Consider the following 22249-nt stretch of genomic DNA (forward strand, 5'->3'; position numbering starts at 1 on the left):
CGTTGACACTTTTATGATAGCATATTACATATTAATAAGAAAGCGTTTTACTAAATACAGACTTGCATTTTTGAAAGTTTTATCGATATTTTGTTATTTAATTATTACAAACAAATGAACGATTTTTTATTTATTTTTAATGTTTATCATCATTGTGAATTATTATTTTTTTTATTTTGTGTTATTATAATTTTTTCTCGAAAACTTAATCTAAAATTGATTTTTAACTATTTAATCCATAAAATAGAAATAGAATAAAAAGAAAGAAGATGAAATGATGTCAAATCTCCAACAACAAAAAGAAATTATTGATGTATTTCAACGTCGTTATGCAACAAAGAAATTCAATCCAGAAAGGAAAATCTCTGAAAAAGATTGGGAGACAATTATGGAATCAGCTCGCCTTGCTCCAAGTTCTTTTGGTTTTGAACCTTGGAAATTTCTTTTAATTGAAAATCCAGAAGTACGACAAGAGATAAAAGAAATGGCTTGGGGTGCGAAAAAAACGATAGACGATGCGAGTCATTTTATCGTTATTTTGGCGCGTAAAAATATGACTCTTGAAAATCCACATATTCAACATATGATTGAGGACGTCAACGGTCGTACATTTGATCCAGAATCTCGTTTTTGTCAATTATTTGATGATTTTCAACGCAATGATTTGCAGCTTACTACCGAGCGTGCTTTATTTGATTGGGCAAGTAAACAAACTTATATTGCCGCAAGCCAAATGATGACCGCAGCTGCTTTTCTTGATATTGATAGTTGTCCTATTGAAGGCTTCAACCAAGAAAAAGTAGACGCCTATTTGGCACAAAACGGTTGGATGGATCCTAAAGAATTTGGCGTGTCTCTGATGATTAGCTTTGGTTATCGAGATGAAGATATTAAACCAAAAACTCGTCAATCGTTAGAAGAAATCTATGAAGTGATTTAAAAAGGGTGTGCATGGCACACCCTCCTTTTTTATTCTCGTTCAATTTCTCCCCATTCTTTTTCTTCTTTTTTTCGGAAAGAAAAAAGAGCGATAAATTTACAATACAAGTTCCATTGACGGTAACCAAAATTCTCTAAAATACAATAAATAATTAAACGAAATTGGTCCCATTTTGAAATTTTATCATTATAGAAATAGCGTTCTAGGTATAATGAAGACCAAGCATTGATAACCGTATAGGTTAAATATAAGAGAATAAACGCAATGACAAATTTAAAGTACACCATCTTTCGGAAGAGCAAATAGGTACTAAAAACTAAAGCTAATACAATTACGATAGGATTAATTAATTCATACATAAAAAAGTACATGAAAGAAAATAGACTGACCCATCCATAATGTGTATTAAAAAAGATATAGCGATGAGAAAAAAGACTTTGCATCAAACCAATATGCCAACGAATTCGTTGTCCTTTTAAATCTCGCCACTTCTTTGGTCCTTGTGTCCAACAAATCGCTTCAATACTGTATTCAATTCGATAAGGTAAACGATTTTTCTTATGATAAGAATGAAGTTTAACAACAAGGTCCATATCTTCACCAATGGTATTCGTTGAATAACCATTAACCGCTAAAGCTGCATTTTTATCAAATAGTCCAAACGCCCCAGAAATAATTAAATTCCCATTGAAACGATTAAACCAAACTCGAGTCGTTAAAAACGCACGGAAGTATTCTAAAATTTGAAAGACAAGAATCGGAGAATGAGGAATGTTCATTTTTGTAACTTCCCCCTTTTCTAATGTTACGCCATTAGAAATCTTCACATCTCCTCCTACAGCTACAACATGGTCATACTGTAAATAAGGCATGACAATTTTTTGCAAAGAATCTTTCTGTAGCATCGAATCTGCATCAACAGTTACAAATAATGGATATTTGGAAACATTAATCCCCACATTTAGGGCATCTGATTTCCCTCCATTTTCTTTATCAATCACAATTAAAGGTAAGTCATCTCCTTGATACTCATAGACATGGCGAATCTTTTTTGTTTTTAGTCGCTGTTTAATGAAAGGATCTCTTTCCTTTAAAGCAAAATTTTCTTTTAATACTTCTAGTGTTTGGTCTGTAGAACCATCATTAATCACAATAATTTCAAATTCAGGATAGTCAACATAACGCAAAGATTCCAACGTTTTTAAAATCGTTTTTTCTTCATTATAAGCAGGGATAAATATAGAAATCGGTGGCAAGGGCACCTGATAATCAATATGTTGTACTAACTGACGAAATAACTTTCTTTGATTCAATTCTCGCAACGCATAAGTAGAAGAAACAATCGTAATCAACGTATAAATTGCCATATATAAGAAAAAGATAAATAGAATAATATCTACGACCATGAATACCACCTCTTTTCTGGTACAATTCGATTTAATAATCCACGTAATAATTCATATTCACGAATGTCTTTTTTATGCGACCAAAATAATTCTTCATTAATTCCACCATGATGCACTAAGACCATAGCTTCTTCATATAACAAATCAACATTTGTCCCATGGAACAATCGATCCAATAGAGCCGCCTCAATTTCTTCATCATAAAATTCATCTGCAAAGGATACCGCTGCCATTCGCAAGTCATCATGACGATTATTTAAATCTTTTAAAAAGAGTTGTTTCATTTCTGGATTCATTTTTAAATGGAAATTTTTATAAAAATAAATTCGTACATAGTAATCCTCTTCTGTTAAATAAAAGCGATTGATTTCTTCTACATATTTATGTTGCTCATTATAATAAGGTTCCAATGCCGTTAACGCACAGCATTTTAGTTCACGACTAAATTCCGTCCAATTTTCAATCAAATCTTCCATCGTTAATTCATCCATCGTTTGATATGCTAGCAAAATTAACGGTGAGAAAAATTCTGTATTGACACTCAAATGATGATTAGAAATATAAAGTAATGAATCGATAAAATATTCTTTGCGATTCAATTGAATAATGGAATGTAAAGCTGTAGAACGTAAAAATAGATCATTGGAATCCATAACTTTCCAGAGAAACTTTTTAATTTCCTCGTTTACAAAGCCTAAATTAGGGATACTACGTAAAATCAAAATTTGTTCGGATACGTCTAACTTTTTAAAACGACGGAACTTGGAATGTAATACTTTTGTATATACAGGCTCAAACAAGCGTTTTGTTTCTTCTGAAAATTCTTGTTCCGTTTGATAAAACGCCACGATTTTTTCTGAGCGGCGAAATAAAAATAATAAATATAAGTAGGTAAAGAGAGTTAATCTCCCTTTCTTCTTTGTTTTTTCTAATATCCAACGAAAGAGAAAGATACTCTTGTGGATACTATGTTGCTTTAGCCATAAAAACAAAGGTTCAATATTCAAATAAAAAATTGAAATTAACATAATGTAAGCATTGAAAATCAGAAAGAAGAACATTAAAAATCCTAATTTCATCTGGGGTACCTTTCCTTTCTTACGATTGCTTAGAAAAATATTCTTTTAGCATCCAGTACGATTCTTTCAAACGTGGGGTATACGTCGGTTTTTGCCAACGTTCTAGGGTATAAGGAATGAAAGGTAACATCGTACCATCAATCGCTCCTGCGACATAAATTTTTTCAATTTGTAATGGATGAATCGACCATTGGTGATAGAAATCATCAATTACCTTTCCTTGCGTTGGATCATAAAAATTCAACAATTGCCAAGGAATACGAACTTCTAACGTGTGGTCAGATAAATAGTAATCTGCATTAGAATCATAGTCTTTCTCATTTGGATGAGCATTCCCATGATGGAAATAGCCTACCTTCGCATATTTATCTTCCATAAATTTCTTTTCTACTTTAGAATAGAAACGATTTTGAACCTTCACTTCTACCTCGGTGAATTCATTCTTATCGGGTTTATGAATTCGATTAGGGTTTTGGTGAATTGCCTCTTTATTTTTCATAAATTCGGTTGGACTATAGTATTTTTGCACATATAAACGTCCGTTTTTATTTTTTAACGCTAAATAAAAATCTACTGGACGATTAAATTGATCACGAAAGACATTCGTACTTCCTGATTTTGGTGTTGTATCTAAAGCCAAACGAATTTGTCGATCCTTTAATGATTTCTCACTTTTCAAACATAAATAAAGATACGCTTCATCTTGCTGCACTGCTAATTGATAACCTTCTTTTGTAGAGCTAAATGCCGCCCCTTTCCAATCAGATAAATCACCATCTGGATAAATCGCACTTGGATCAAAAGAAAGTAAGCCATAATGTTGACTATAAGACATGGTATTATCCCAATATTTTGCATGATTTTTTTGGACTAAATTTTGAATATTCCAAGCACTGCGATACCAGGAGTCTTGCCATTCTAGCATTACTTGACCACAAAGGTTAGCATCTTTAATCTGTTCCAAAATTTCAATTAAATTCTCACCCTGCTCTTTTTCATTAATGGTTCCTTCATTATCTTTACTGTAGTTATCCCCTACTTTTGTTGTAGGAACCGCATATTCAGAAATGAGAATTGGCATTGTGGGATTATATTTTTGTAGCTCTTTAATTTGTAGTTTCAAGCCACCTTTATAGTTCATCTGTTCGTTATTTTCTAAGTTCAAACTATACGAAGCTACCATTCCACTTTTCATTTGCGATGTCGGTTGAATATTCGCTAAATCAATATAACGTTTCTTTCCTTTGGCATCTGTGTGGTGATCTTGTAATAAAATGGCTTCGACAATATCTGAACGAGAGCCTTGAATTGTCATCACACGTTGCGTACGATAACGCCAATTTTCATAACGAACCATTTCATTGGCAATCCGAGCAAAGAACTTCTCTGTTTCAGAAGCTCCTTTCTTCGTTGTAATGAAATGAGATTCATACTCTTCTCCTTTATGGTTAACGATTTCAGAATAAATAATGTCATCATAGTCTAAAGCACTATCAATCGAATAAGCTAGGGTATATTCTGAAACATCAAAACGATATAATTCTTTAATATGCTTAGAAAAAACAGGGGTCTTATTACCATGTACAATATCCACTGTATCCTTAACTCGCTGGAATAACAGTTTATGGATTTGTCTATGATCTTTACGAATACTTTCACGGTCAATATCTGAATTATCAATCGTCACTCCTTGAATTAGATACAATGGACGACGATGATTTTGATTATATTCTTTTAAACATTGGTAAAAGCGAGCAGGCATAATAGACTTTACTTTTACACAATTCATATTTAAATCTGCAATTTGTTGAAACCATTCCTCATAGTCTTCCTTTGTTGCAGCATAATTTCCAGGTAAATATCCTGGTTTTACAGAATCTAGATTGATTCCATTCACATAAATCGGTTCGCCTTCGTAATAAATACGTTGATCTTTTACGTACGTAATCGGTTCATGTTCACCAAACAAATATTGCTTATTTTCAAAAATGGTGAAGGCGAAAGCCGCTAAAATAAATAGGGTAATAAAAAAATTTAGGAACTTCCTCATTCTTCAGCCTCATTTTTTTCTTTTAAAAACTCTTCTAAATAATGAATATTTTCATCTAACCATTGTCCACGATTCGTAATAAAAATACGTAGATTCTTGATTTCTTCTTCATAGCTATCAGACATATTTGCGGTAGATTGTTTATAGTTTGGATGTTTTTTCAAGAAAGCTTCAATTTGTGGGAAATCATCTCCCATTTTGAAAAAGACATCTTGATACTGTTTAAACATCTCAAATTGATTACAAGCCCAAAATGGCCATACTTCAAAATTACGTTTTGGCGCATCTCCTAACTGTTCTACTTGATAAGAAATTAAATTCATCAAATATGGGGTACTTAAATACGTTTTTCGTAATTCTTTATAACGATGAATCACTTTCTTAACAAAAGATTTCTTGCTTAGTAGAGCAGAAAATAGAGTCGTACGATTATTATAAAATCCTTTGTAATCAAAATAAGGACTTAAAAGGGAACTATTTCCCATGCTGGCATTAAAGTCCCATAAAGGACCTGCTTTTACTTTTTGTCCATAGTCCTTATACATGTAGGTACTTAACATTCCAGCATCCGTATTTTTGAAAAATTCATTGATAATATAATAGTCCACAAAAGAATCTACATCGATATAATTTTGATAAGTGTCTTCTTTTGTCTCTTTATATAAACTTCTTTCAACTAAAGAAAGGGTTTGCTCAATATATTCTTCTTGTTCTGGCGTTCGCTTTTCTTTTCCTGGGTAAACAATCATATATGGATAATCATACAAATAATTTTCATAACCATAACTATGGAGAATCGTGTCCGTCGGGCGTGGACGATTATTTTGAATAATAAAACTTGTTGTAGGGCTATCCTTATCCGTTTTATGAATATTTACTCGTTGAGCATCGCGATCCACACTTTCAGTTAAGACATAAATACCTTTATAGTATTGCTCCATCTTCCCTTTTTCATTTGCTTTACGAATGAATACTTCACAAAATTTCGTTCTTGGTGCCCATCCCATAATTTTTCTTCCCACCGTATAAGCTAGACTATTACGAATAAACGATTTATCTTCAAAAGGTCCGTTTAAAACCCAAGCATTATTCGGAGGTAAGCCTAAAAAAGATTCTGGACTTTCTTTTCCTTTTTTGGTTAAAAGATTAATCTTATATTGTTTTTTGGGTACAAGTCGGGTAGAATTTCCGCGAATTCGAATTTTCCCTTGGTATTTCTCTGAAACAGGGTCAGATAAATGATTTTCTTTTTCATCATAAACATTAATTTTAGCATCCACTTCATCAGAAACTACCCCTGCTTTAGTTTGACGAATATGCTCATCTTGTTTCATATCAATCGTAATTACTGGAAGAGTATAAGTAGGTTCATTTCTCTTATGCGGATGCTTTTCTACGCTATCTTTTTCTGAATGCTTAACGTCCCATTCTAAAAAAAGACACCCAACAATGATAGTCAAACAAAAAAGGAAAGCTACTTTTAACCATCTCTTTTGTGTATCTGACATAATATCACCCAATCGTTTCGCCGTTTTGGGCAACTAAATTCACTGTATTTACACCGTCAATATCATATAATTTTTGGACAATTCCTTTATCATCAGAGCGTTTCAATTGAATTTGATAAACAAGTTCTAATTGATTTTCTCGAGTATTTTTAGCCTTCATTTGCGAATCTTTAAACGTTTGGAAAATCGTCTGCATAATTTCTTCTTCATGATTACGTGTTGCACGAATAATTAAGACATAACGAGATTCATAACCAAATTTCCCAAAGCTAAAGAAAATCGCAATTAAAGCTAAAAAGATCGTTCCAATTAAGGCAATCATATAGCTTTGTGTTCCACAACAAATCCCTGCACAAATCGACCAAAAGATATACATCGTATCTCTTGAGTCTTTAATCGCTGTACGGAAGCGGACAATAGAAAGAGCCCCTACCATCCCAAGGGATAGTGCAATATTACTACCAATAACAATCATAACCATGGCAGTAATGACACAAAGCATTACTAATGAAACATTAAACTTACGATTATACATCACACCAATATAAGTGTAGCGATAAGTAAAAAAAATAATAGCAGCTACTAAAACAGTAAATAATAAAATCTCTACGGTTTTTAATACGCCAACTTGGCTATTGTTGTTTACTAAATAGTCATATAGTTTTTCTTTCATAGTTCCTCCTAAGATAAATAGTTATCGAAAAATTTACGACCGACACAATATTTACTTAATGACTGATAGACACTATCATGGGTTACTAACGCACCCGAGATCCATTGGAAAAAATCGCCATCATATTTAATTTCTAATAGAGCATGCCAATGATCATATACTGGGGTACAATATACATCTTTTGAGAAAAGATCAAAGTCAAATTCATTCGAACGAATATCACTATCCAACGTCACACGAATTTTATTTTCTTCATGAATGAATGCTTTTCTTCGATAATCAATCAATACTTTAGGCACATACTGTTCTGTAGTCATAATATTATAAGCGGTTTGTGCCACTGGATTATCATAGTTTAATAGCACTCCATAATTACATTGAATCAATTCCTTAGCATCTTCACGTGAAATCGTTACGGTCTCTTTTCTCTGACTGATATTCATTTTCCTTTTAATTTCTAATTTTACTTCTTGGTCATCGGGATGATAAATTCGTAAACGAATCTTTTTTCGTTCTTCTTCACCATCCATTTTGGCGTAATAATCTGCCGAAAATAGAGAATCAAAATATAAACTGCGAATGCTATATCCTTCAACACCATTATGAGGATCTGGGTTTAATAATTCTGATAATTGCGCTTGCAATTGATAATAGTCCCACTCACTGATCGCAAATTTTAATTCTCGTCGATTAACGATAATCACATCATTTCCTCCTTTCCATACAATTGTGCACAAAAAAGAGTCTAAGAAATAGAACTTAAAGAAGCATTAACTTTATGCGTAACCTGTGTAACTCTCATCATTTTTTCCTTTATTAGTGTGTATTTTAACGTGATTTTCACTGTTTTCTTTTTTCTGTATTTTTCTTGATTTTTACCTTTATTTTTTCTAAAAAAATTTATTTTTTTTAAAGACAACCTATTTTCTTATCCAGAATATACATATTATTTTATTTTCTACACTAAACGATATACAATAAAGATACCTTCGGATGAGGGTGAAAAAGAGTGTTGGTATATTCACTTCTCGATAGATGAGGAGTGGATTTTTTCTTTTCACTTTTTTGGCATTTTCCAAGTAAAATGCCTCATTATTGAAGCATCAAATTCTTTAGATAAATAAAAAAAGACATCCTATAATAGGATGTCTTTTTAATGACGACATTTCTGTCTACTGAAATCTTCCACATCGATTTCAGTACTACTTCCTAAAATCCGTTAGTGCGAATGATATCGCTGAAGTAGGTCGTTTCACATTACTGTGAATGTCAACTCATCGCATAATCACATTATAACGAATTTCAGTAGTTAATTCAATTTTTCTTTGTAATAACGACGAACAAATAACCAAGTTATTCCTACAATAATCAATAAAAGAACTAAGATAGGAACCATCAATTGAATCGGAGAACAATAAATCACCTTGTCGCCAAAATGAAGACTATAAAAAGTCTTTTCTACTTGATTGATTTTTACTTCCCAGCGATAGAAAAAGTGTGGTAATTTATCGGTCATCATACTAAACTCTTGATGAGGAGCAATGTCGATATCTTCTTTTTCATAAGAATAGACTTTCTGTCCCCATACATTTTCAACTTCAATTTCTAGTTCATTATCTGTCGAAAGAAATCCACTTGGATTAATCAAACGTACGATAAACGCTTCTTGATTTTTGTCATAATCAATATCTTCTTTTTGCATCGATTTTTTCTTGTTAATAGAATCATAGCGATGATTCATCAAAACTACACCAATCGTATAGCTATACGTATTAAAAGAAGATGGATTTACTTCTCGTACGGTAATCCCACCAAGAATCACCCCAGAGAAACTAGCTTTTGGCATGGTAAACGGAATTTCAATCGTTTTTGTACTTTCTTTTCCAACTTCAACGATAGGTTGAGGATTTTTAGCAATATCCGTAAAACTTGCTTTCAATTGCTTACTATTTTCTTTTGATCCACTGTAATCAATTTGACCTTCATCATTAGTATTTCCATCCGTCAAAGTCACCATGAACTTTTGAGCTTTTTTAGATGGGTTGATAATCTTAACTTTTAAAACATCTTTTTCACCAGGTTTTTCTAAAAGATTAAAATAACTATCTTCTGTCCCTACCTGGTGGGCATCATTTTCAACTGGAAAAACACTAAAAATCGAAGTGGCGTTACAACTTGCATCATGTAGAAATAAGGATGCCACTCCGATTGTAATTAAAAACAGGAACTGTAAAAGTCTTTTCTTAGTTGCCATTTGGTCCTGTCGTTAAGTTCCAGTCGATTTGACCACTATACGATTTAGGAGAAATGTGACCATTATCCTTTGTATTTAAAGTTAAATTTCCTAATGTTAAGTCATAAAAGTTTTGTGGTTGTCTACCATCTGCCTTCATTAATTGAATTGTCTTTCCATTCTGTAAAGTAAAGCCGCTCATAATTGTGGAGGTAACATTTTTCCCATCGTAAGGATTTAATTGACCATCATTAAATGGTTTTGGCGCGTTAGTCTTATTATCAATATTATTCATATTTTTCTTAATAGGACCACCCTTCCCAGTGATGGTAGCATCATTTAAAATGGGCGTATTCCATGTCAAGGTAGCATTAACACTCCATGGTGTTGGAGTATTCGTAAAATCACGTACTCCTAAGTGAAAGTTTTGTTGCGAACCAGAAACTAATGGAGTTGATTTATCTTTATCATCCAATACCACATCTGTTTTTGTAGTTAAATTATCTGGTTGATAACAGAAGCCTAAATTCCCTTGTGGCATACGATTTTCTGGCCAATCTTTACTATTTGGATTTTTACTATCAATCGCATGTCCTGGAGACATTTCTGGATTCACTGGTACATATTGTGCTGTCACTTTAGCAAAAATATTTCTTAAGTATGCTGGAGCTCCTTTAAATACCTTATCTTTTCCACTCAAACGTCCCTTTGTTTCATCTTTATAATAATTATTAAAGAAACGACTTTTATCTTCTCGTATTGGATCTTTTTGTTCTTGAATCGTTGGATATGGTTTTACTTTTTGAATCACATCCTCAATTGATTTTTGTGGATTACTTAATTGTTGAATAGGATTCACATTTGTTGCATAACCATTCGTAATCCCATCTAACATACAAATTTTTTCATCTTTGAAGTGAACAGATAAAGAAGTATCGAATTCTGATACATATGGCGCATTTTTAAATAAACCTTGTCCACTTACTAAAATAAATGGCAATACACGTCCATCGCCAGCAAAATTACGACGATATGTATAGTAGCGTAGATCATCCTTACTAACTTCTTTATGAATTAAGAAACTTTGTGAGTTAGAATAGATTGCTAATGGTATATAAGGCATTCCTAAGTCATTTAAACTAAATGCCCCATTAACATTTGAGGCAAGATAACTATCTCTAGCAAATAATAATTGAGCATAAACTACTGGAGTTCCTTGACAAATATCATTTAAATTTACACGATTAGGTAAATTTGCTAATCGAATCTCCATTAATTTACGACAAGCTTGAAACATAGAATTTAAATTTACGCTTTGGCGTTGATTAAAGTGCCAACGACTTAAATCTGCTTGTCGAATACTTTCACAATAACGAAACATTCCAGAAAAATCAGTAACATTCCTTACATCCAATAAAGATAAACCTGATAAATCAGTTAAGCTCTTACAATTTTGAAACATTGATTGTAAGGTTTCAGCTTGAGAAAGATCCCAGTGATTAATATCTACTTGACGTAAATTCTCACAACCTTGAAACATTCCTACAAATTTTCTTCCACTACTTACATCTAATGTTGAAAGTCCTGTTAAATTAACCAACGATTTATCTTCTAGAAACATATAAGAGAAATCTGTAATTCTCCGGATGTCAATTCCAGAAAAATCAACTGAAGTTAATTTGGGCATATGAGAAAACAAATATGATCCATCATAAACTTCTCTATTTGTTCTAGGATCATATAAACGAGCACTATAAGGACCTTGATAAATAGCTTTTTCAAAAGTTATTGACTTAATATATTTGTTTCCTTTAAAAGCATCTTTACTTAAATAACATGGTTTTAGTTGACCACTCAAAGAATTTTTATAAACTGAAGGTACACTAACATGTTCAGCTTTTGGATTTTTTAAACTTTTTAGTACTACAACTGCTTTACCGCTAATAGTCTCAAAATCCCAGTGCCAATCATCAAGAGCAAGTTTTCTTGAAGATTTTCTTAAAAGTGATCTTGATGCCTCATCTTTCACTTTTTCATCTGCTTTGTTGATTTCCTTATCTTTATTATCTCTAGAAGACTCTTCCTTTGCTGATTCTGTGATTTTATCCATCAAATCCTTTGTCGGATCTTGTAACATTGGTGTACCATCCACTTCTTCTACCACAGAAGATTCTTCTGTTGAGTCGGTAGTTGATGTAGAGGCAATATCACGTGCATCCTTTTCTTCTGTACTACTATCTGACGTATCGTCAGAAGAAGACTTTTTTTCCTTCTTACTTTTTGTTGTATCTATCACTTTTGCTTCTTCTTTTGTTTCTGCTGCAGAAGCAAGAGAAACGCCAGTATTCGCTAATACACTAGAGAGTAATAAAATTGAACTAATTCCAACAAATTTTTTCATTATGTACTCCCTCCTCTAAGAATGTAATTGAGAATAAATTAAATAGATTTCGTAAATTGAAAGTCCAATTCCCACCACAATTAATATAATATTAATAGTATTTGGAATCAAAGAAACTTTCTTTTCTTTCTCCTCATTAATCAATAATCTTCTTTTATAGTCTCTAAAGATTAAGATGATATTAGCAATAATCAAAACAATGAATAATGCTAATTCAATAATCGGAAACATATAGTGATTCATGATCGCATGTTCCTCCCTTTAAAAAATTGTATTCCTGCAATGATAATTAAACTATATCCTATTAGCATCGCAATAAATTTTCCTTCCTCTGTTGTCATCGCAATATGCTTCCCCTCTGCATATTGACGATGTTCTCTTTCTAACTGTTCCATTAGCTCTTTGTCTGGATGTAAAACTTCTTTCATATGTAATGGTCGATTAAAACGTACACCCACTGTTGCAGCATGTCCTTCATTATCTACAAAAGCTTGTGCTGTTTGAATTCCGCCACATACTATCACTCCGATACAAAGTATAAGTATCCACTGTAAGATAAATTGTTTTTGTAATTGTACCCTATTCATAGTTGTCTCCTATGTTTATACCCCTATCGACATAGCAACTTTTTATTATTTATTATCTGTTGAAGTTGTTTCTACTTCTTCTGTTGTTTGTTCTTGTGCTTCTTCCAATTGTTTTGGCTTACGGAATCCTAGATAAATTGTAATGATAGTTGTAATAATTAATAAGATTAATAAGGAATAACGTAACCATTTTGGAATAAAGACTTTAAACACTGATTTTTCATTAATTTTTTTTGCTTGATCAGCTTTAATCACAAATTTACGTTCAAAATGCCATGTACGATTTTTATCTTTAACATCTACTACTAATAAATAAGACCCTGGTTTCATATCTTGACGACCATAGTCAAATTGGAACGGAAACATTTGATAAGGTGCGATACGCACATTATTCATTGAATTTTTCAAAATCACTTTATTATCATCTAAAGATTTCACACTACCCCAAACTTTTTTAGAAACAAATAAATAGGGTTGAGGATTTACAATATCCGCTTGAATTACTTTACGACCATAATCTAATTTTGGTCCCACATCTCCTAATTCTAAAGCAGACATTTCTGTAATATGTTGATAGTTCGTATTTGTCAGAACTAATCCTAAGCAATAACCATATTTAGCTCCCATGGAAATTCCTTGTTTTCCATTATTTGTACCTTGATGTTCATAAGCATTAATTGCTCCAGCAATAATTCCTTTAAATTTTTCTTTTGGCATTTTAAATTTCACGGTAACGGTACGCACTTCATTTGGTCCCAAGTCAATCGTTTTTTTCTTCCAATCTACTAAGGAAGTTAACGGTGTTTTCAATAATTTATAATTCGGAATCGTTCCAGAATAATCTGTAATTCCATTACGGTTGGTATTCGCATCTGTAATGGTTAAATCAATTTTTTTTGGTCGAGCATCATTATTGATAATTTTGATCTTCGCTTCGCCTTCTGTTCCTGGTTTTTCATATAAATAGTAGGAATCGACGGTATCCCTTGTATTAACCTGTGCTGGATTATCTACACGTGCAATCGTGAATCCTTCTTTAGCAACATCTTCTTCTCCCGCAAAAATCATTTTTGTACTTAAAAACATAGAAAAAACCATTCCTATTAGAAGTAGGAATTTATACTTTTTTTTCATTTTAAATACTCCTCACTTTTGTATTACATAAAAAGAAAAGAGGGAAGAATGTTCCCTCTCTTATGCTATTTTCATTTCGACTTAATAGACTGGAGTTGCAGCCAATGTCCAAGTTACATTACCTGTATAAGTACCTTCATGTACTTTACCAGCGTCTGCAATTTGTAATTTTGGATCTTTTAATTGTAAATCAAATGTTGAATTATACACTTCATCACCTGATAAGTTTTGTCCAGACATGATTACAGAATCTTGGTTATTAATTAATAAGTTTGATTGAGTTGTAACTTCAGATGTTGGTTCATATTGACCTTCACCTTTGTTAATTTGAACTTGATTATCTGTATTTGCTAAAATTTTTGAACCTGGTAATGCTGTACCTGTCCAATCTAAACGTGCTTTTAATGTCCAACCACCTTGAGTACGAGTTTTATCTTTAACCCCTACACGAGCATCAATTGTCTTAAATTCAAAATTTTGTTCTCCAGATTCGTTTAATACTTCACCTTCGTCAAAGTTCTTTGTTTCAAAGCGATTTGGAACATAAGCAATACCAAATGGTCCTTTTGGATCTAATGGTTTGTTTCCATCTGGATTTTTATCTGGATGTTCTGGATCTGTTGGATTTGATGGATCTGGGTTTTCCCCACCATTATCAGGTAATTTAAATTTAGCATTTACAGGTGTTTTAGCTTCACTAGGATTTGGTTCATATTCAGCTGATGCAGCAAAGCTTGTAGCTGCTCCTAGCATTGAAGTTGATAATAATGCAACTGCGCCTAAAGTTTTTAATGATTTCATGATTTATAACCCCTTTACGTTTATATTTCTATTTCTTGTTTTGAGAGTCATACCCCTATCACCCTCGCTACAATAAGAATTATATACAAAAAATTTTTTTATGGCTACACTTTTACACTGTCAACTTTTAAATGATTTTTTCAAATTTTCGTAAAAAATTGAAAACCCTTGATAAATCAAGGGTTTCAATTGTGAATTATTCTTTAAATATCATTTTCTTTGTGTAACTTAGTGCACAAAAGTGTCTTATCTAAATGTAACTTCAAAGAAAAATGAGAAAATCCCTCATTTTCTTTCAAAAACTATATTGATTTTTTCTATTCGCAAAAATTTTTTACAATTCTTCGTCATTTTCCTTTGGTAAATAGACTTCTCGTGGTTTACTTCCTTGACTTGGACCAACAAAACCACGGTTTTCCATTTCTTCAATAATATTCGCTGCCGCATTATATCCAATATGTAAACGACGTTGAATTAAAGACACACTCGCTTTCTGTTCTTCCCGAATAATTTCTACTGCTTCATCGAAACGAGGATGAACACTATTTTCTTCTGTCACTTGTGGTTCTTCAGTTGGTGTCATTGCTTCAATATATTGTGGACCTTGTTGCTCAGTAATAAAGTCAATTACGGTTTCTACTTCTTCATCAGAAATGAAAGCTCCTTGGACACGAGTCGGTTTATTTTGACCAATTGGACAATACAACATATCTCCTTTTCCAAGTAATTTTTCTGCACCATTACTATCAAGAATCGTACGGCTATCGGTACCACTGGAAACCGCAAAGGCAATTCTTGAAGGAACATTCGCTTTAATCAATCCTGTAATAACATCTACCGATGGACGTTGTGTTGCTAAAATCATATGAATTCCTGCGGCACGTGCTTTTTGCGCTAAACGAATAATTGAATCTTCTACTTCTTTACTTGCGACCATCATCAAGTCTGCCAACTCATCAACAATAATGACCATATAAGGTAATGGTTCTTCTGGATGACGTTGATTATATCCTTTCATATTACGAACGCCCTCTTTAGCAAATAAATCATAACGACGTTCCATTTCTTCTACTGCCTTATGTAATGCTTGACTAGCTTTTCTTGGATCAGTTACTACTGGTGTTAATAAATGTGGAATGCCATTATACACACTTAGCTCTACCATTTTTGGATCGATCATTAATAGTTTTACTTCATTGGGTTTCGCTTGCATTAACAAACTAATAATGATGTCATTGATACAAACAGATTTCCCGCTACCGGTTGAACCGGCAATCAATAAGTGTGGCATTTCTGCTAAATTACAACTAATAACATCACCAGAAATATCTTTTCCTAGTGGGACATTCAATAATTTATCTCGTTGAATACCACGTTCTTCAATAATTTCTCGTACGGTGACCATACGAATCGTTTGGTTCGGTACTTCAATCCCAATTAATGATTTCCCAGGAATCGGTGCTTCAATACGCACATCTTTTGCGGCTAAAGCTAAGGCTAAGTCATCGGCTAAATTGACAATTTTACTTACTTTCACCCCAACGGCTAGGCGAACTTCAAATTTAGTAATCGAAGGTCCCAAATGGACACTTTCGACTCGAGCATCTACCCCAAAACTTTCAAACGTCTTCATTAAGATTTTTTTCTTCTTCTCTACAATTTTACGTTCTCCACTTTGATCAGCAGGAGCAACGTGATTTAATAGCTCAACAGACGGCAATTGATAGTCTGCATCTTCTTGGATAGAGAAGGTCATTGGTTCTGTTTCTTCTATTATATTGTCATTTTTTGTTACACTTTCTTTTTTCGTTGGTTTTGGTTCATCAAGTAATAAATCATCTTCTAAATCTGGGAAAGAATCTTCATCATCCCAAAATTCTTCGCTTTCTTCTTCAATGGGTTCCCATTCCACTTCAGGTTCTTCTTCCCAAGTTTCTTGTTCCTCTTTTTCTAAATCTTCTTGATTTTTTTGTTTTCGTTTTTCTTCTTGTAATTTACGACGTTCTTCTTGCCAGTCGGCTTTGCGATTTTGCAAATGTTCTCCGTAAGTAATCAAGCTCCTTCCTGCTTGATAACAAAAATCAGCAATCATCGAAAGATTTAGATGGAATAATTGAATCACCCCGCCGACAATGCAAAGCACACTAACAATGTAAGTTCCCACTTGAGCGACAAGGAAATGGACTCCTTCATATAAGAAAGCTCCAATCATCCCACCCGCTAAGTTTTGGGTAATCATATTCATTCGAATATCATCCGTGGTTGCTTGCCATAAAATATGAATCATATGACGACGAGATTCATCATTAAAGTCTTGGGAAAAATACGTAGTCATCCAAAGTAAAATTCCAACATATAACAGTAATCCACCATATAATAAATGACGTTGTTCAAAGGTTGGTTCTTTTTGAAAGAGAACTAAATATCCTCCATATAAAACTAAAAGACTAGCTAATAAAAGATAGCTATTTCCCACTAAAAGGCGGAAAATATTTGCCATCACCATTCCTAAAAATCCGACACGAAAAATTGCGAGTAAGCCAAATAAAATAAAAAAGACTCCTGCAATCAAAAGACAACTTCTTGTATCTAATCCATGTTTTTTTCGTCTTTTCTTTGCCATACTTTCCCCCCTAAAAAAATAAAAGCACTTCTAAAACGTAATTCACATTTTTAGAAGTGCTTTGCGCTCATATGATGGGTTATGAGGGTCTCGAACCCACGACCCGCTGATTAAGAGTCAGCTGCTCTACCAACTGAGCTAATAACCCGATTGACTACGTTATTTATATTATCATCGTTTTCTAATGATGTCAATCGATTTTTATGTTTTGTTGTTCTAAAAATTGTTGCATATCTTGTGGTAAAGGTGCTGTTATTTCAATTTCTTTCTCTGTAAATGGATGAATGAAGCGAAGAGACTGGCAATGTAGTGCTTGTCTTGGAAAATCTGCTGTTCCTCCATATAACGTATCTCCTAATAAAGGACAGCCAAGCGAAGAGAAATGAACACGAATTTGATGTGTTCTTCCGGTATGTAATTGAACTTTCACACCAGAAACTTTTGGGTGAACAAACCAACGCTTATATTCTGTTAACGCCGTCTGTCCGCCTTCCGTACAAGTTTCTCTTTCTACCGTAGAATTGGCTTTTCTACGAATCGAAGCTTTAATCCAATCATGTTCTTTTAACACTTGATTTTGATCTTCCACAAAAGCAATATATTGTTTTTTCAATGTTTTTTCCCGTAAACAAACATCCATTTTAGCATGAGCAAAACTATGTTTGGCAAGTAACATCAAGCCTGAAGTATCTTTATCCAAACGAGTGACCACATGGACTTGTTGGTTTTCATATCCTTGAGTGAAATAATAATTTTTCACTCGATTCACCATCGTTCCTTCAGGATAACGACGTACAGGAATACTGGGAACTCCTGCAGGTTTATGAATAATCAAAAAATGTTCATCTTCAAAACAAATATCTAACGGAGTAGGATCTAATGTTAAATGATCACAACTCTCCTCCCTAGGAAAAGTTAATTCCAATACATCTCCTTTTTGTAAAAGATATAAAACATTCTCTTCCTTATCATTAACCGTAATTTTGCCACCTTGAAACTTAATTCTTGCCAACAATCCTCGAGACAAACCCAATTCTTGAACGTAATATTTAATCGCTTGTGGTGCTTCTTTTTGATATGTATATTGAAATTTCATCTTCTATCCCTATTCTAAAAATGCCGCCTTCACTCGTTTCCAAAATGGAGTGTGACGATATTTAGCAAATTGAATTCTTTTCTTTGATAACGTATAAGATAAAGATTGTAAATCGTTTAAAGTATACGTCTTTTGATCGATAGTTACGATATATTCTTTATCTTCTTCTAAATGAATATCCACTCGTTCGCTTCCTTGTAAAATCATTGAAGAACCTAATGTATGAAAGACACTGTTGTTAAGAGCTGCCATTTCGGTAAGTTGAAAAACATTCATGGTTGGCTCAATCACAGCTCCTCCTAAACTTTTGTTATAGGCAGTAGAACCTGTAGGCGTAGATAATGCTAATCCATCTCCTAAAAAGCGTTCAAACCATTCTTTTTGAATGGCAATATCTGCAATCAATGTTTGGTGGATACAACGTACCGTAGATTCATTCAAAGCAACAAAAGTACGAGGTTCATGCTTTCTACAATGAACGGTCACTTCTAATAATGGATAACTAACGGATTCTTTTTGGTCACAAAGTAAACTTTCGACTAACTCATCTAATTCATAATCACGCCAATCCGTATAAAATCCTAAATGCCCTGTATGTACCCCTGTAAAGCGTACATGATCTAATTGGTCTTCATATTGATGAAAGGCTCCTAGGAGTGTGCCATCTCCACCAATGGTAATTACGACATCGGGATGTTCTTGATCTAAAATAAGCTCTGTTCTCGCTAATTTTTCTTGTAATTTTTTTGTACAATACAATGACTTTTCTTGGTCATTGTGGATAATCCATACCTTCATAATTAATTCTCCTGACGTTTTCCTGAAAAGTAGCGTTGTGCTTCTCGAATTTCATCACGAATCTCAGACATTTCTTCATCTAAGCGATAAGAAGCTTCCGCTGCACGACGTAGACGATGACGAATTTCTTCTGGATATTCTCCTTGATATTTATAATTTAAAGAATGTTCAATCGTTGCCCAGAAATTCATAGACAAAGTACGAATTTGAATCTCTGCATAAACTTTTTTTGTTCCTGTAATTAACTCTACAGGATATTCAATAATCAAATGGTAGGAACGATAACCACTTTCCTTTGTATTGGAAATGTAGTCGACTTCTTTAACAACTTTCATATCATTACGCTCTTTTAATAGCGAAATCACTTCATAAATATCATCGACAAATTGACACATAATGCGTAATCCTGCGATATCTTGCATTTCTTCTTCGATATTTTCTAAGGCAATATTACGACGTTCGCATTTATCTAAAATACTTTCTTTTGTTTTTAAACGACCCGTCACAAATTCAATGGGCGCATGTGTTTTTTGTTCTTGATATTGTTTGCGAATTCCTTTAAGTTTTACCTTTAATTCGGTTACTGCTTGCTCATAAGGCGCTAAAAATTCTTTCCAATTTTCCATTTCGTTCCTCCTCTCTTGATACCATGTATCATTCTATCATATTTTTTCTGAAAAATTCTTACTTTCTTCTTTTCCAAAAGAAAAATGATAAAATGGAAAGAGAAAGCAAAGAAAGGATCGTTATACGATGGAATCATTAGAAATTGAATTTAAAACCCTATTAACAAAAGAAGAATTTGAACATTTAGTCTACACCTTCCCAAAAGCCAAAAAAGAAATTCAAACGAATATTTATTTTGACACCCCAGATCATCAAATTAAAGATCAACACAGTGCTTTTCGCTTGCGTATGTTTGAACATACTGGTGAATGGACATTAAAAGTAAAAACCAAAGAAGGAAACATCGAACATACTTTTCCTCTTACAAAAGCACAACACGCGTTAATTGCTGAAAATAAAGTTTCTCCACTAACTCTCCTTCCAGAAGAGATGAAAAAAGAATTGGTCTACCGTAATATCTGTCTAGACCAATTACAAATTTTAGCCGAATTAACAACCGAACGTTGGGAAGAAAAATTGAGTAATGAGGCAGTAATTATGATTGACCACAGTTTCTATCATGGAAAAGAAGATTACGAATTAGAGATAGAAGTCACCGATGAAATCGAAGGAAAATCCTATTTTGAAGCCTTTTTAAACCATTTTCACCTTCCTTATCGTCCATCGATGCCAAAAATCGCTCGTGCAAGCCAAGCAAACAGCTTAAAAGAAAATTAATAGTCACTTTTCTTGCTCCTAATTTTCCTTTTCGCTAAAATAGAGTTAGACCAATATGAAGAGGAGGAAAATGGATATGGTAGAAATTTATTGTTTTATCAATCCAATGGATGTTTGTAGTGTTAAGAGAACTGAATATATTTATGATTTAATTCAACAGCAAGAACAAAAATATAAGTTTCACATCATTCCCATTACCAACTTCAATTTAATTTGTGATTATGTACAAAAGAATACAACCAATCGTTGTTTGAAAAATTATAATCATGGAATGGATACTGTATATAATCTAGCTCTTGATTATGAAGCTCTTGCGACTCTTAATCGTTGTAAGGCAGCAAAATATCTCCGAGATATCAATCCTTTATTACAGGAAGTTCCCTATTCACGTGAGCTTTCAGATCAAGTATTGCGCTCTTTAGATATTTGTTTACCTCGTTTTTATAAACGTAAAGGTTCTGCCTTAACTAAAGAAAGAGTACAACGAAATCAAGAATTAGCCCAACAAATGGGAGTAACAAGTTTACCTTCCCATATCATTTTTAATTTTAATGTCGATCAAGATTATGGGATTGTCCTTGATGCAAATGAGGACATTCATTTAATGGAAAATTTATTAGAAGAGCCTTCCATTGAAAAAGCGGTTTCTTCTTTATAAGTAAAAAGAGTAGTTTAATGAAGTGAACTCTAAAAGTCAGACACATATTTAAATTTTTAGTAAACTTATATTCACTTCATATCCGTAACCTGAGTTCTATATTCAATAGGACTCAGGTTATTTAATTTTATTTTGATTCAATCATTGTTGTAATAATCAATATATTTTTTAATTGCTTGAATAAGTGCTCTTATAAAAGAATATAATCATTTAGTTTTAGACTCCAAATCAACTGATAAATTCCTAATTCATTAATTAGACATAAAGAATAAAATTCTTTAACTATATATCTAGATTTCTTATTTTTACTTTTTACTTAATCGAATAAAAATAACCCCCAAAAGTTTTCTCTAACTTTTGAGGGTCATGTCAGTATTGCTTCCTTTTTTCTATTTTAAAAGACAGGAGGTAGCTCATCTACTTCTTCCAATTCATTCTTTTTAACAAACTCTTCTCCCCAATCACAAACCGCATCCACTACCGGAGCTAAGTCATGCCCAATTTCTGTTAAATGATATTCTACTTTGGGTGGAACAACAGGATAAACGGTACGTTCAATAATCCCATCTTCTTCTAATTCACGTAATTGACGAATTAACATTCGTTGTGTGACTTGAGGCATATATTTATTTAGTTCACTTAGTCGTAGTGGTTCATAATGTAATAAATGCCAAACAATAGGAATTTTCCATTTTCCCCCAATTACTGAAATTGCTAAATCTTTTGGATTATAAAATCCTCTATCTTTATATAAATACATCCTTCATCATCTCCTCCTTTATTGTATCATAAGTATCAAATATCTTTTTTCGTCAGTATGCTCTTTTATTTATTTTATAAAAAAACCTAGGATAGAAATCCTAGGTTTCAGAGGTTTTTCAGAGTGGAAAAATAGTCTAGAAAGATTTTTTAGTTAGA

The 22249-nt window shown here is 32.9% G+C and carries 20 protein-coding genes and 1 tRNA gene; 3 read left to right on the forward strand and 18 right to left on the reverse strand.

The window, feature by feature from the left end; genetic code table 11:
* Positions 1-274: 274 nt before the first annotated feature.
* Positions 275-940, forward strand: coding sequence for an NAD(P)H-dependent oxidoreductase (locus C683_RS01480; protein ID WP_009488562.1), 666 nt, complete (start codon positions 275-277; stop codon positions 938-940).
* 29 nt (positions 941-969) lie between these two features.
* On the opposite strand, the gene C683_RS01485 is transcribed toward C683_RS01480, so the two are convergent.
* The 17 genes from C683_RS01485 to yjbM all read right to left on the reverse strand — a co-directional run bounded on the left by C683_RS01485 (position 970) and on the right by yjbM (position 19955).
* On the reverse strand, positions 970-2346 hold the full coding sequence (locus C683_RS01485) for a glycosyltransferase family 2 protein (protein WP_009488563.1): 1377 nt from the start codon (positions 2344-2346) through the stop codon (positions 970-972).
* Complete coding sequence (locus C683_RS01490; RefSeq protein ID WP_009488564.1) at positions 2337-3194, reverse strand: hypothetical protein; 858 nt, start codon at positions 3192-3194, stop codon at positions 2337-2339. Before C683_RS01490 ends, C683_RS01485 begins: the two co-directional genes overlap by 10 nt.
* Positions 3195-3444: 250 nt before the next feature.
* Positions 3445-5475 (reverse strand): hypothetical protein, encoded by a 2031-nt coding sequence (locus C683_RS01495; RefSeq protein WP_040388558.1) that lies wholly within the window; start codon positions 5473-5475, stop codon positions 3445-3447.
* A complete protein-coding gene (locus C683_RS01500) occupies positions 5472-6983 on the reverse strand; it encodes a CotH kinase family protein (protein ID WP_009488566.1) in 1512 nt (503 codons plus the stop codon). The genes C683_RS01495 and C683_RS01500 overlap by 4 nt, the downstream gene beginning before the upstream one ends.
* Positions 6984-6987: 4 nt before the next feature.
* Positions 6988-7656: a DUF4956 domain-containing protein gene (locus C683_RS01505; protein ID WP_009488567.1), complete on the reverse strand. Its 669-nt coding sequence runs from the start codon at positions 7654-7656 to the stop codon at positions 6988-6990.
* 8 nt (positions 7657-7664) lie between these two features.
* Complete coding sequence (locus tag C683_RS01510; protein WP_009488568.1) at positions 7665-8360, reverse strand: polyphosphate polymerase domain-containing protein; 696 nt, start codon at positions 8358-8360, stop codon at positions 7665-7667.
* A gap of 605 nt (positions 8361-8965) precedes the next feature.
* The gene (locus tag C683_RS01515) at positions 8966-9910 is read right to left on the reverse strand and encodes a DUF916 domain-containing protein (RefSeq protein ID WP_083848929.1); all 945 of its coding nucleotides are present in this window, start codon (positions 9908-9910) and stop codon (positions 8966-8968) included.
* Complete coding sequence (locus tag C683_RS01520) at positions 9900-12290, reverse strand: BspA family leucine-rich repeat surface protein (RefSeq protein ID WP_009488570.1); 2391 nt, start codon at positions 12288-12290, stop codon at positions 9900-9902. Before C683_RS01520 ends, C683_RS01515 begins: the two co-directional genes overlap by 11 nt.
* A 15-nt stretch (positions 12291-12305) precedes the next feature.
* Entirely contained in the window at positions 12306-12533 is a 228-nt protein-coding gene (locus C683_RS01525) for a hypothetical protein (protein ID WP_009488571.1), read from the reverse strand.
* Entirely contained in the window at positions 12530-12877 is a 348-nt protein-coding gene (locus C683_RS01530) for a hypothetical protein (protein WP_009488572.1), read from the reverse strand. The genes C683_RS01525 and C683_RS01530 overlap by 4 nt, the downstream gene beginning before the upstream one ends.
* 45 nt (positions 12878-12922) lie before the next feature.
* Positions 12923-14011, reverse strand: a complete 1089-nt coding sequence (locus C683_RS01535; protein WP_051011312.1) for a DUF916 domain-containing protein — start codon at positions 14009-14011, stop codon at positions 12923-12925.
* A gap of 81 nt (positions 14012-14092) precedes the next feature.
* Positions 14093-14812 (reverse strand): WxL domain-containing protein, encoded by a 720-nt coding sequence (locus C683_RS06335; protein ID WP_009488574.1) that lies wholly within the window; start codon positions 14810-14812, stop codon positions 14093-14095.
* Between the two features lie 334 nt (positions 14813-15146).
* A complete protein-coding gene (locus C683_RS01545; RefSeq protein ID WP_009488575.1) occupies positions 15147-17435 on the reverse strand; it encodes a DNA translocase FtsK in 2289 nt (762 codons plus the stop codon).
* A gap of 75 nt (positions 17436-17510) precedes the next feature.
* Positions 17511-17583 (reverse strand) — tRNA-Lys (locus C683_RS01550).
* A gap of 42 nt (positions 17584-17625) precedes the next feature.
* Positions 17626-18531, reverse strand: coding sequence for an RluA family pseudouridine synthase (locus C683_RS01555; RefSeq protein WP_009488576.1), 906 nt, complete (start codon positions 18529-18531; stop codon positions 17626-17628).
* 9 nt (positions 18532-18540) lie between these two features.
* Entirely contained in the window at positions 18541-19329 is a 789-nt protein-coding gene (locus C683_RS01560) for an NAD kinase (RefSeq protein ID WP_009488577.1), read from the reverse strand.
* A gap of 2 nt (positions 19330-19331) precedes the next feature.
* Positions 19332-19955: a GTP diphosphokinase gene (yjbM, locus tag C683_RS01565; protein ID WP_009488578.1), complete on the reverse strand. Its 624-nt coding sequence runs from the start codon at positions 19953-19955 to the stop codon at positions 19332-19334.
* Positions 19956-20082: 127 nt separating this feature from the next.
* On the opposite strand from yjbM, the gene C683_RS01570 reads away from it, so the two are divergent.
* Together C683_RS01570 and C683_RS01575 are read left to right on the forward strand one after the other, a co-directional pair.
* Positions 20083-20673: a CYTH domain-containing protein gene (locus tag C683_RS01570; RefSeq protein WP_009488579.1), complete on the forward strand. Its 591-nt coding sequence runs from the start codon at positions 20083-20085 to the stop codon at positions 20671-20673.
* Between the two features lie 76 nt (positions 20674-20749).
* Positions 20750-21331, forward strand: a complete 582-nt coding sequence (locus C683_RS01575; RefSeq protein WP_009488580.1) for a DsbA family protein — start codon at positions 20750-20752, stop codon at positions 21329-21331.
* A 394-nt stretch (positions 21332-21725) separates the two neighbouring features.
* Here C683_RS01575 and C683_RS01580 read toward each other — a convergent pair whose 3' ends face one another.
* Complete coding sequence (locus tag C683_RS01580; RefSeq protein WP_009488581.1) at positions 21726-22091, reverse strand: winged helix-turn-helix transcriptional regulator; 366 nt, start codon at positions 22089-22091, stop codon at positions 21726-21728.
* Between the last annotated feature and the right edge of the window lie 158 nt (positions 22092-22249).

The sequence above is a fragment of the Catellicoccus marimammalium M35/04/3 genome (genome assembly GCF_000313915.1).
Lineage (GTDB): Bacteria > Bacillota > Bacilli > Lactobacillales > Catellicoccaceae > Catellicoccus > Catellicoccus marimammalium.

What these genes read in the sequence shown, in the direction of transcription:
- C683_RS01515 (WP_083848929.1), bottom strand. Translation starts at nt 9,910, where the DNA reads ATGGCAACTAAGAAAAGACTTTTACAGTTCCTGTTTTTAATTACAATC.
- C683_RS01495 (WP_040388558.1), bottom strand. Translation starts at nt 5,475, where the DNA reads ATGAGGAAGTTCCTAAATTTTTTTATTACCCTATTTATTTTAGCGGCT.
- C683_RS01535 (WP_051011312.1), bottom strand. Translation starts at nt 14,011, where the DNA reads ATGAAAAAAAAGTATAAATTCCTACTTCTAATAGGAATGGTTTTTTCT.
- C683_RS01500 (WP_009488566.1), bottom strand. Translation starts at nt 6,983, where the DNA reads ATGTCAGATACACAAAAGAGATGGTTAAAAGTAGCTTTCCTTTTTTGT.
- C683_RS01570 (WP_009488579.1), top strand. Translation starts at nt 20,083, where the DNA reads ATGGAATCATTAGAAATTGAATTTAAAACCCTATTAACAAAAGAAGAA.
- C683_RS01520 (WP_009488570.1), bottom strand. Translation starts at nt 12,290, where the DNA reads ATGAAAAAATTTGTTGGAATTAGTTCAATTTTATTACTCTCTAGTGTA.
- C683_RS01480 (WP_009488562.1), top strand. Translation starts at nt 275, where the DNA reads ATGATGTCAAATCTCCAACAACAAAAAGAAATTATTGATGTATTTCAA.
- C683_RS01580 (WP_009488581.1), bottom strand. Translation starts at nt 22,091, where the DNA reads ATGTATTTATATAAAGATAGAGGATTTTATAATCCAAAAGATTTAGCA.
- yjbM (WP_009488578.1), bottom strand. Translation starts at nt 19,955, where the DNA reads ATGGAAAATTGGAAAGAATTTTTAGCGCCTTATGAGCAAGCAGTAACC.
- C683_RS01555 (WP_009488576.1), bottom strand. Translation starts at nt 18,531, where the DNA reads ATGAAATTTCAATATACATATCAAAAAGAAGCACCACAAGCGATTAAA.
- C683_RS01575 (WP_009488580.1), top strand. Translation starts at nt 20,750, where the DNA reads ATGGTAGAAATTTATTGTTTTATCAATCCAATGGATGTTTGTAGTGTT.
- C683_RS01545 (WP_009488575.1), bottom strand. Translation starts at nt 17,435, where the DNA reads ATGGCAAAGAAAAGACGAAAAAAACATGGATTAGATACAAGAAGTTGT.
- C683_RS01505 (WP_009488567.1), bottom strand. Translation starts at nt 7,656, where the DNA reads ATGAAAGAAAAACTATATGACTATTTAGTAAACAACAATAGCCAAGTT.
- C683_RS01530 (WP_009488572.1), bottom strand. Translation starts at nt 12,877, where the DNA reads ATGAATAGGGTACAATTACAAAAACAATTTATCTTACAGTGGATACTT.
- C683_RS06335 (WP_009488574.1), bottom strand. Translation starts at nt 14,812, where the DNA reads ATGAAATCATTAAAAACTTTAGGCGCAGTTGCATTATTATCAACTTCA.
- C683_RS01485 (WP_009488563.1), bottom strand. Translation starts at nt 2,346, where the DNA reads ATGGTCGTAGATATTATTCTATTTATCTTTTTCTTATATATGGCAATT.
- C683_RS01560 (WP_009488577.1), bottom strand. Translation starts at nt 19,329, where the DNA reads ATGAAGGTATGGATTATCCACAATGACCAAGAAAAGTCATTGTATTGT.
- C683_RS01525 (WP_009488571.1), bottom strand. Translation starts at nt 12,533, where the DNA reads ATGAATCACTATATGTTTCCGATTATTGAATTAGCATTATTCATTGTT.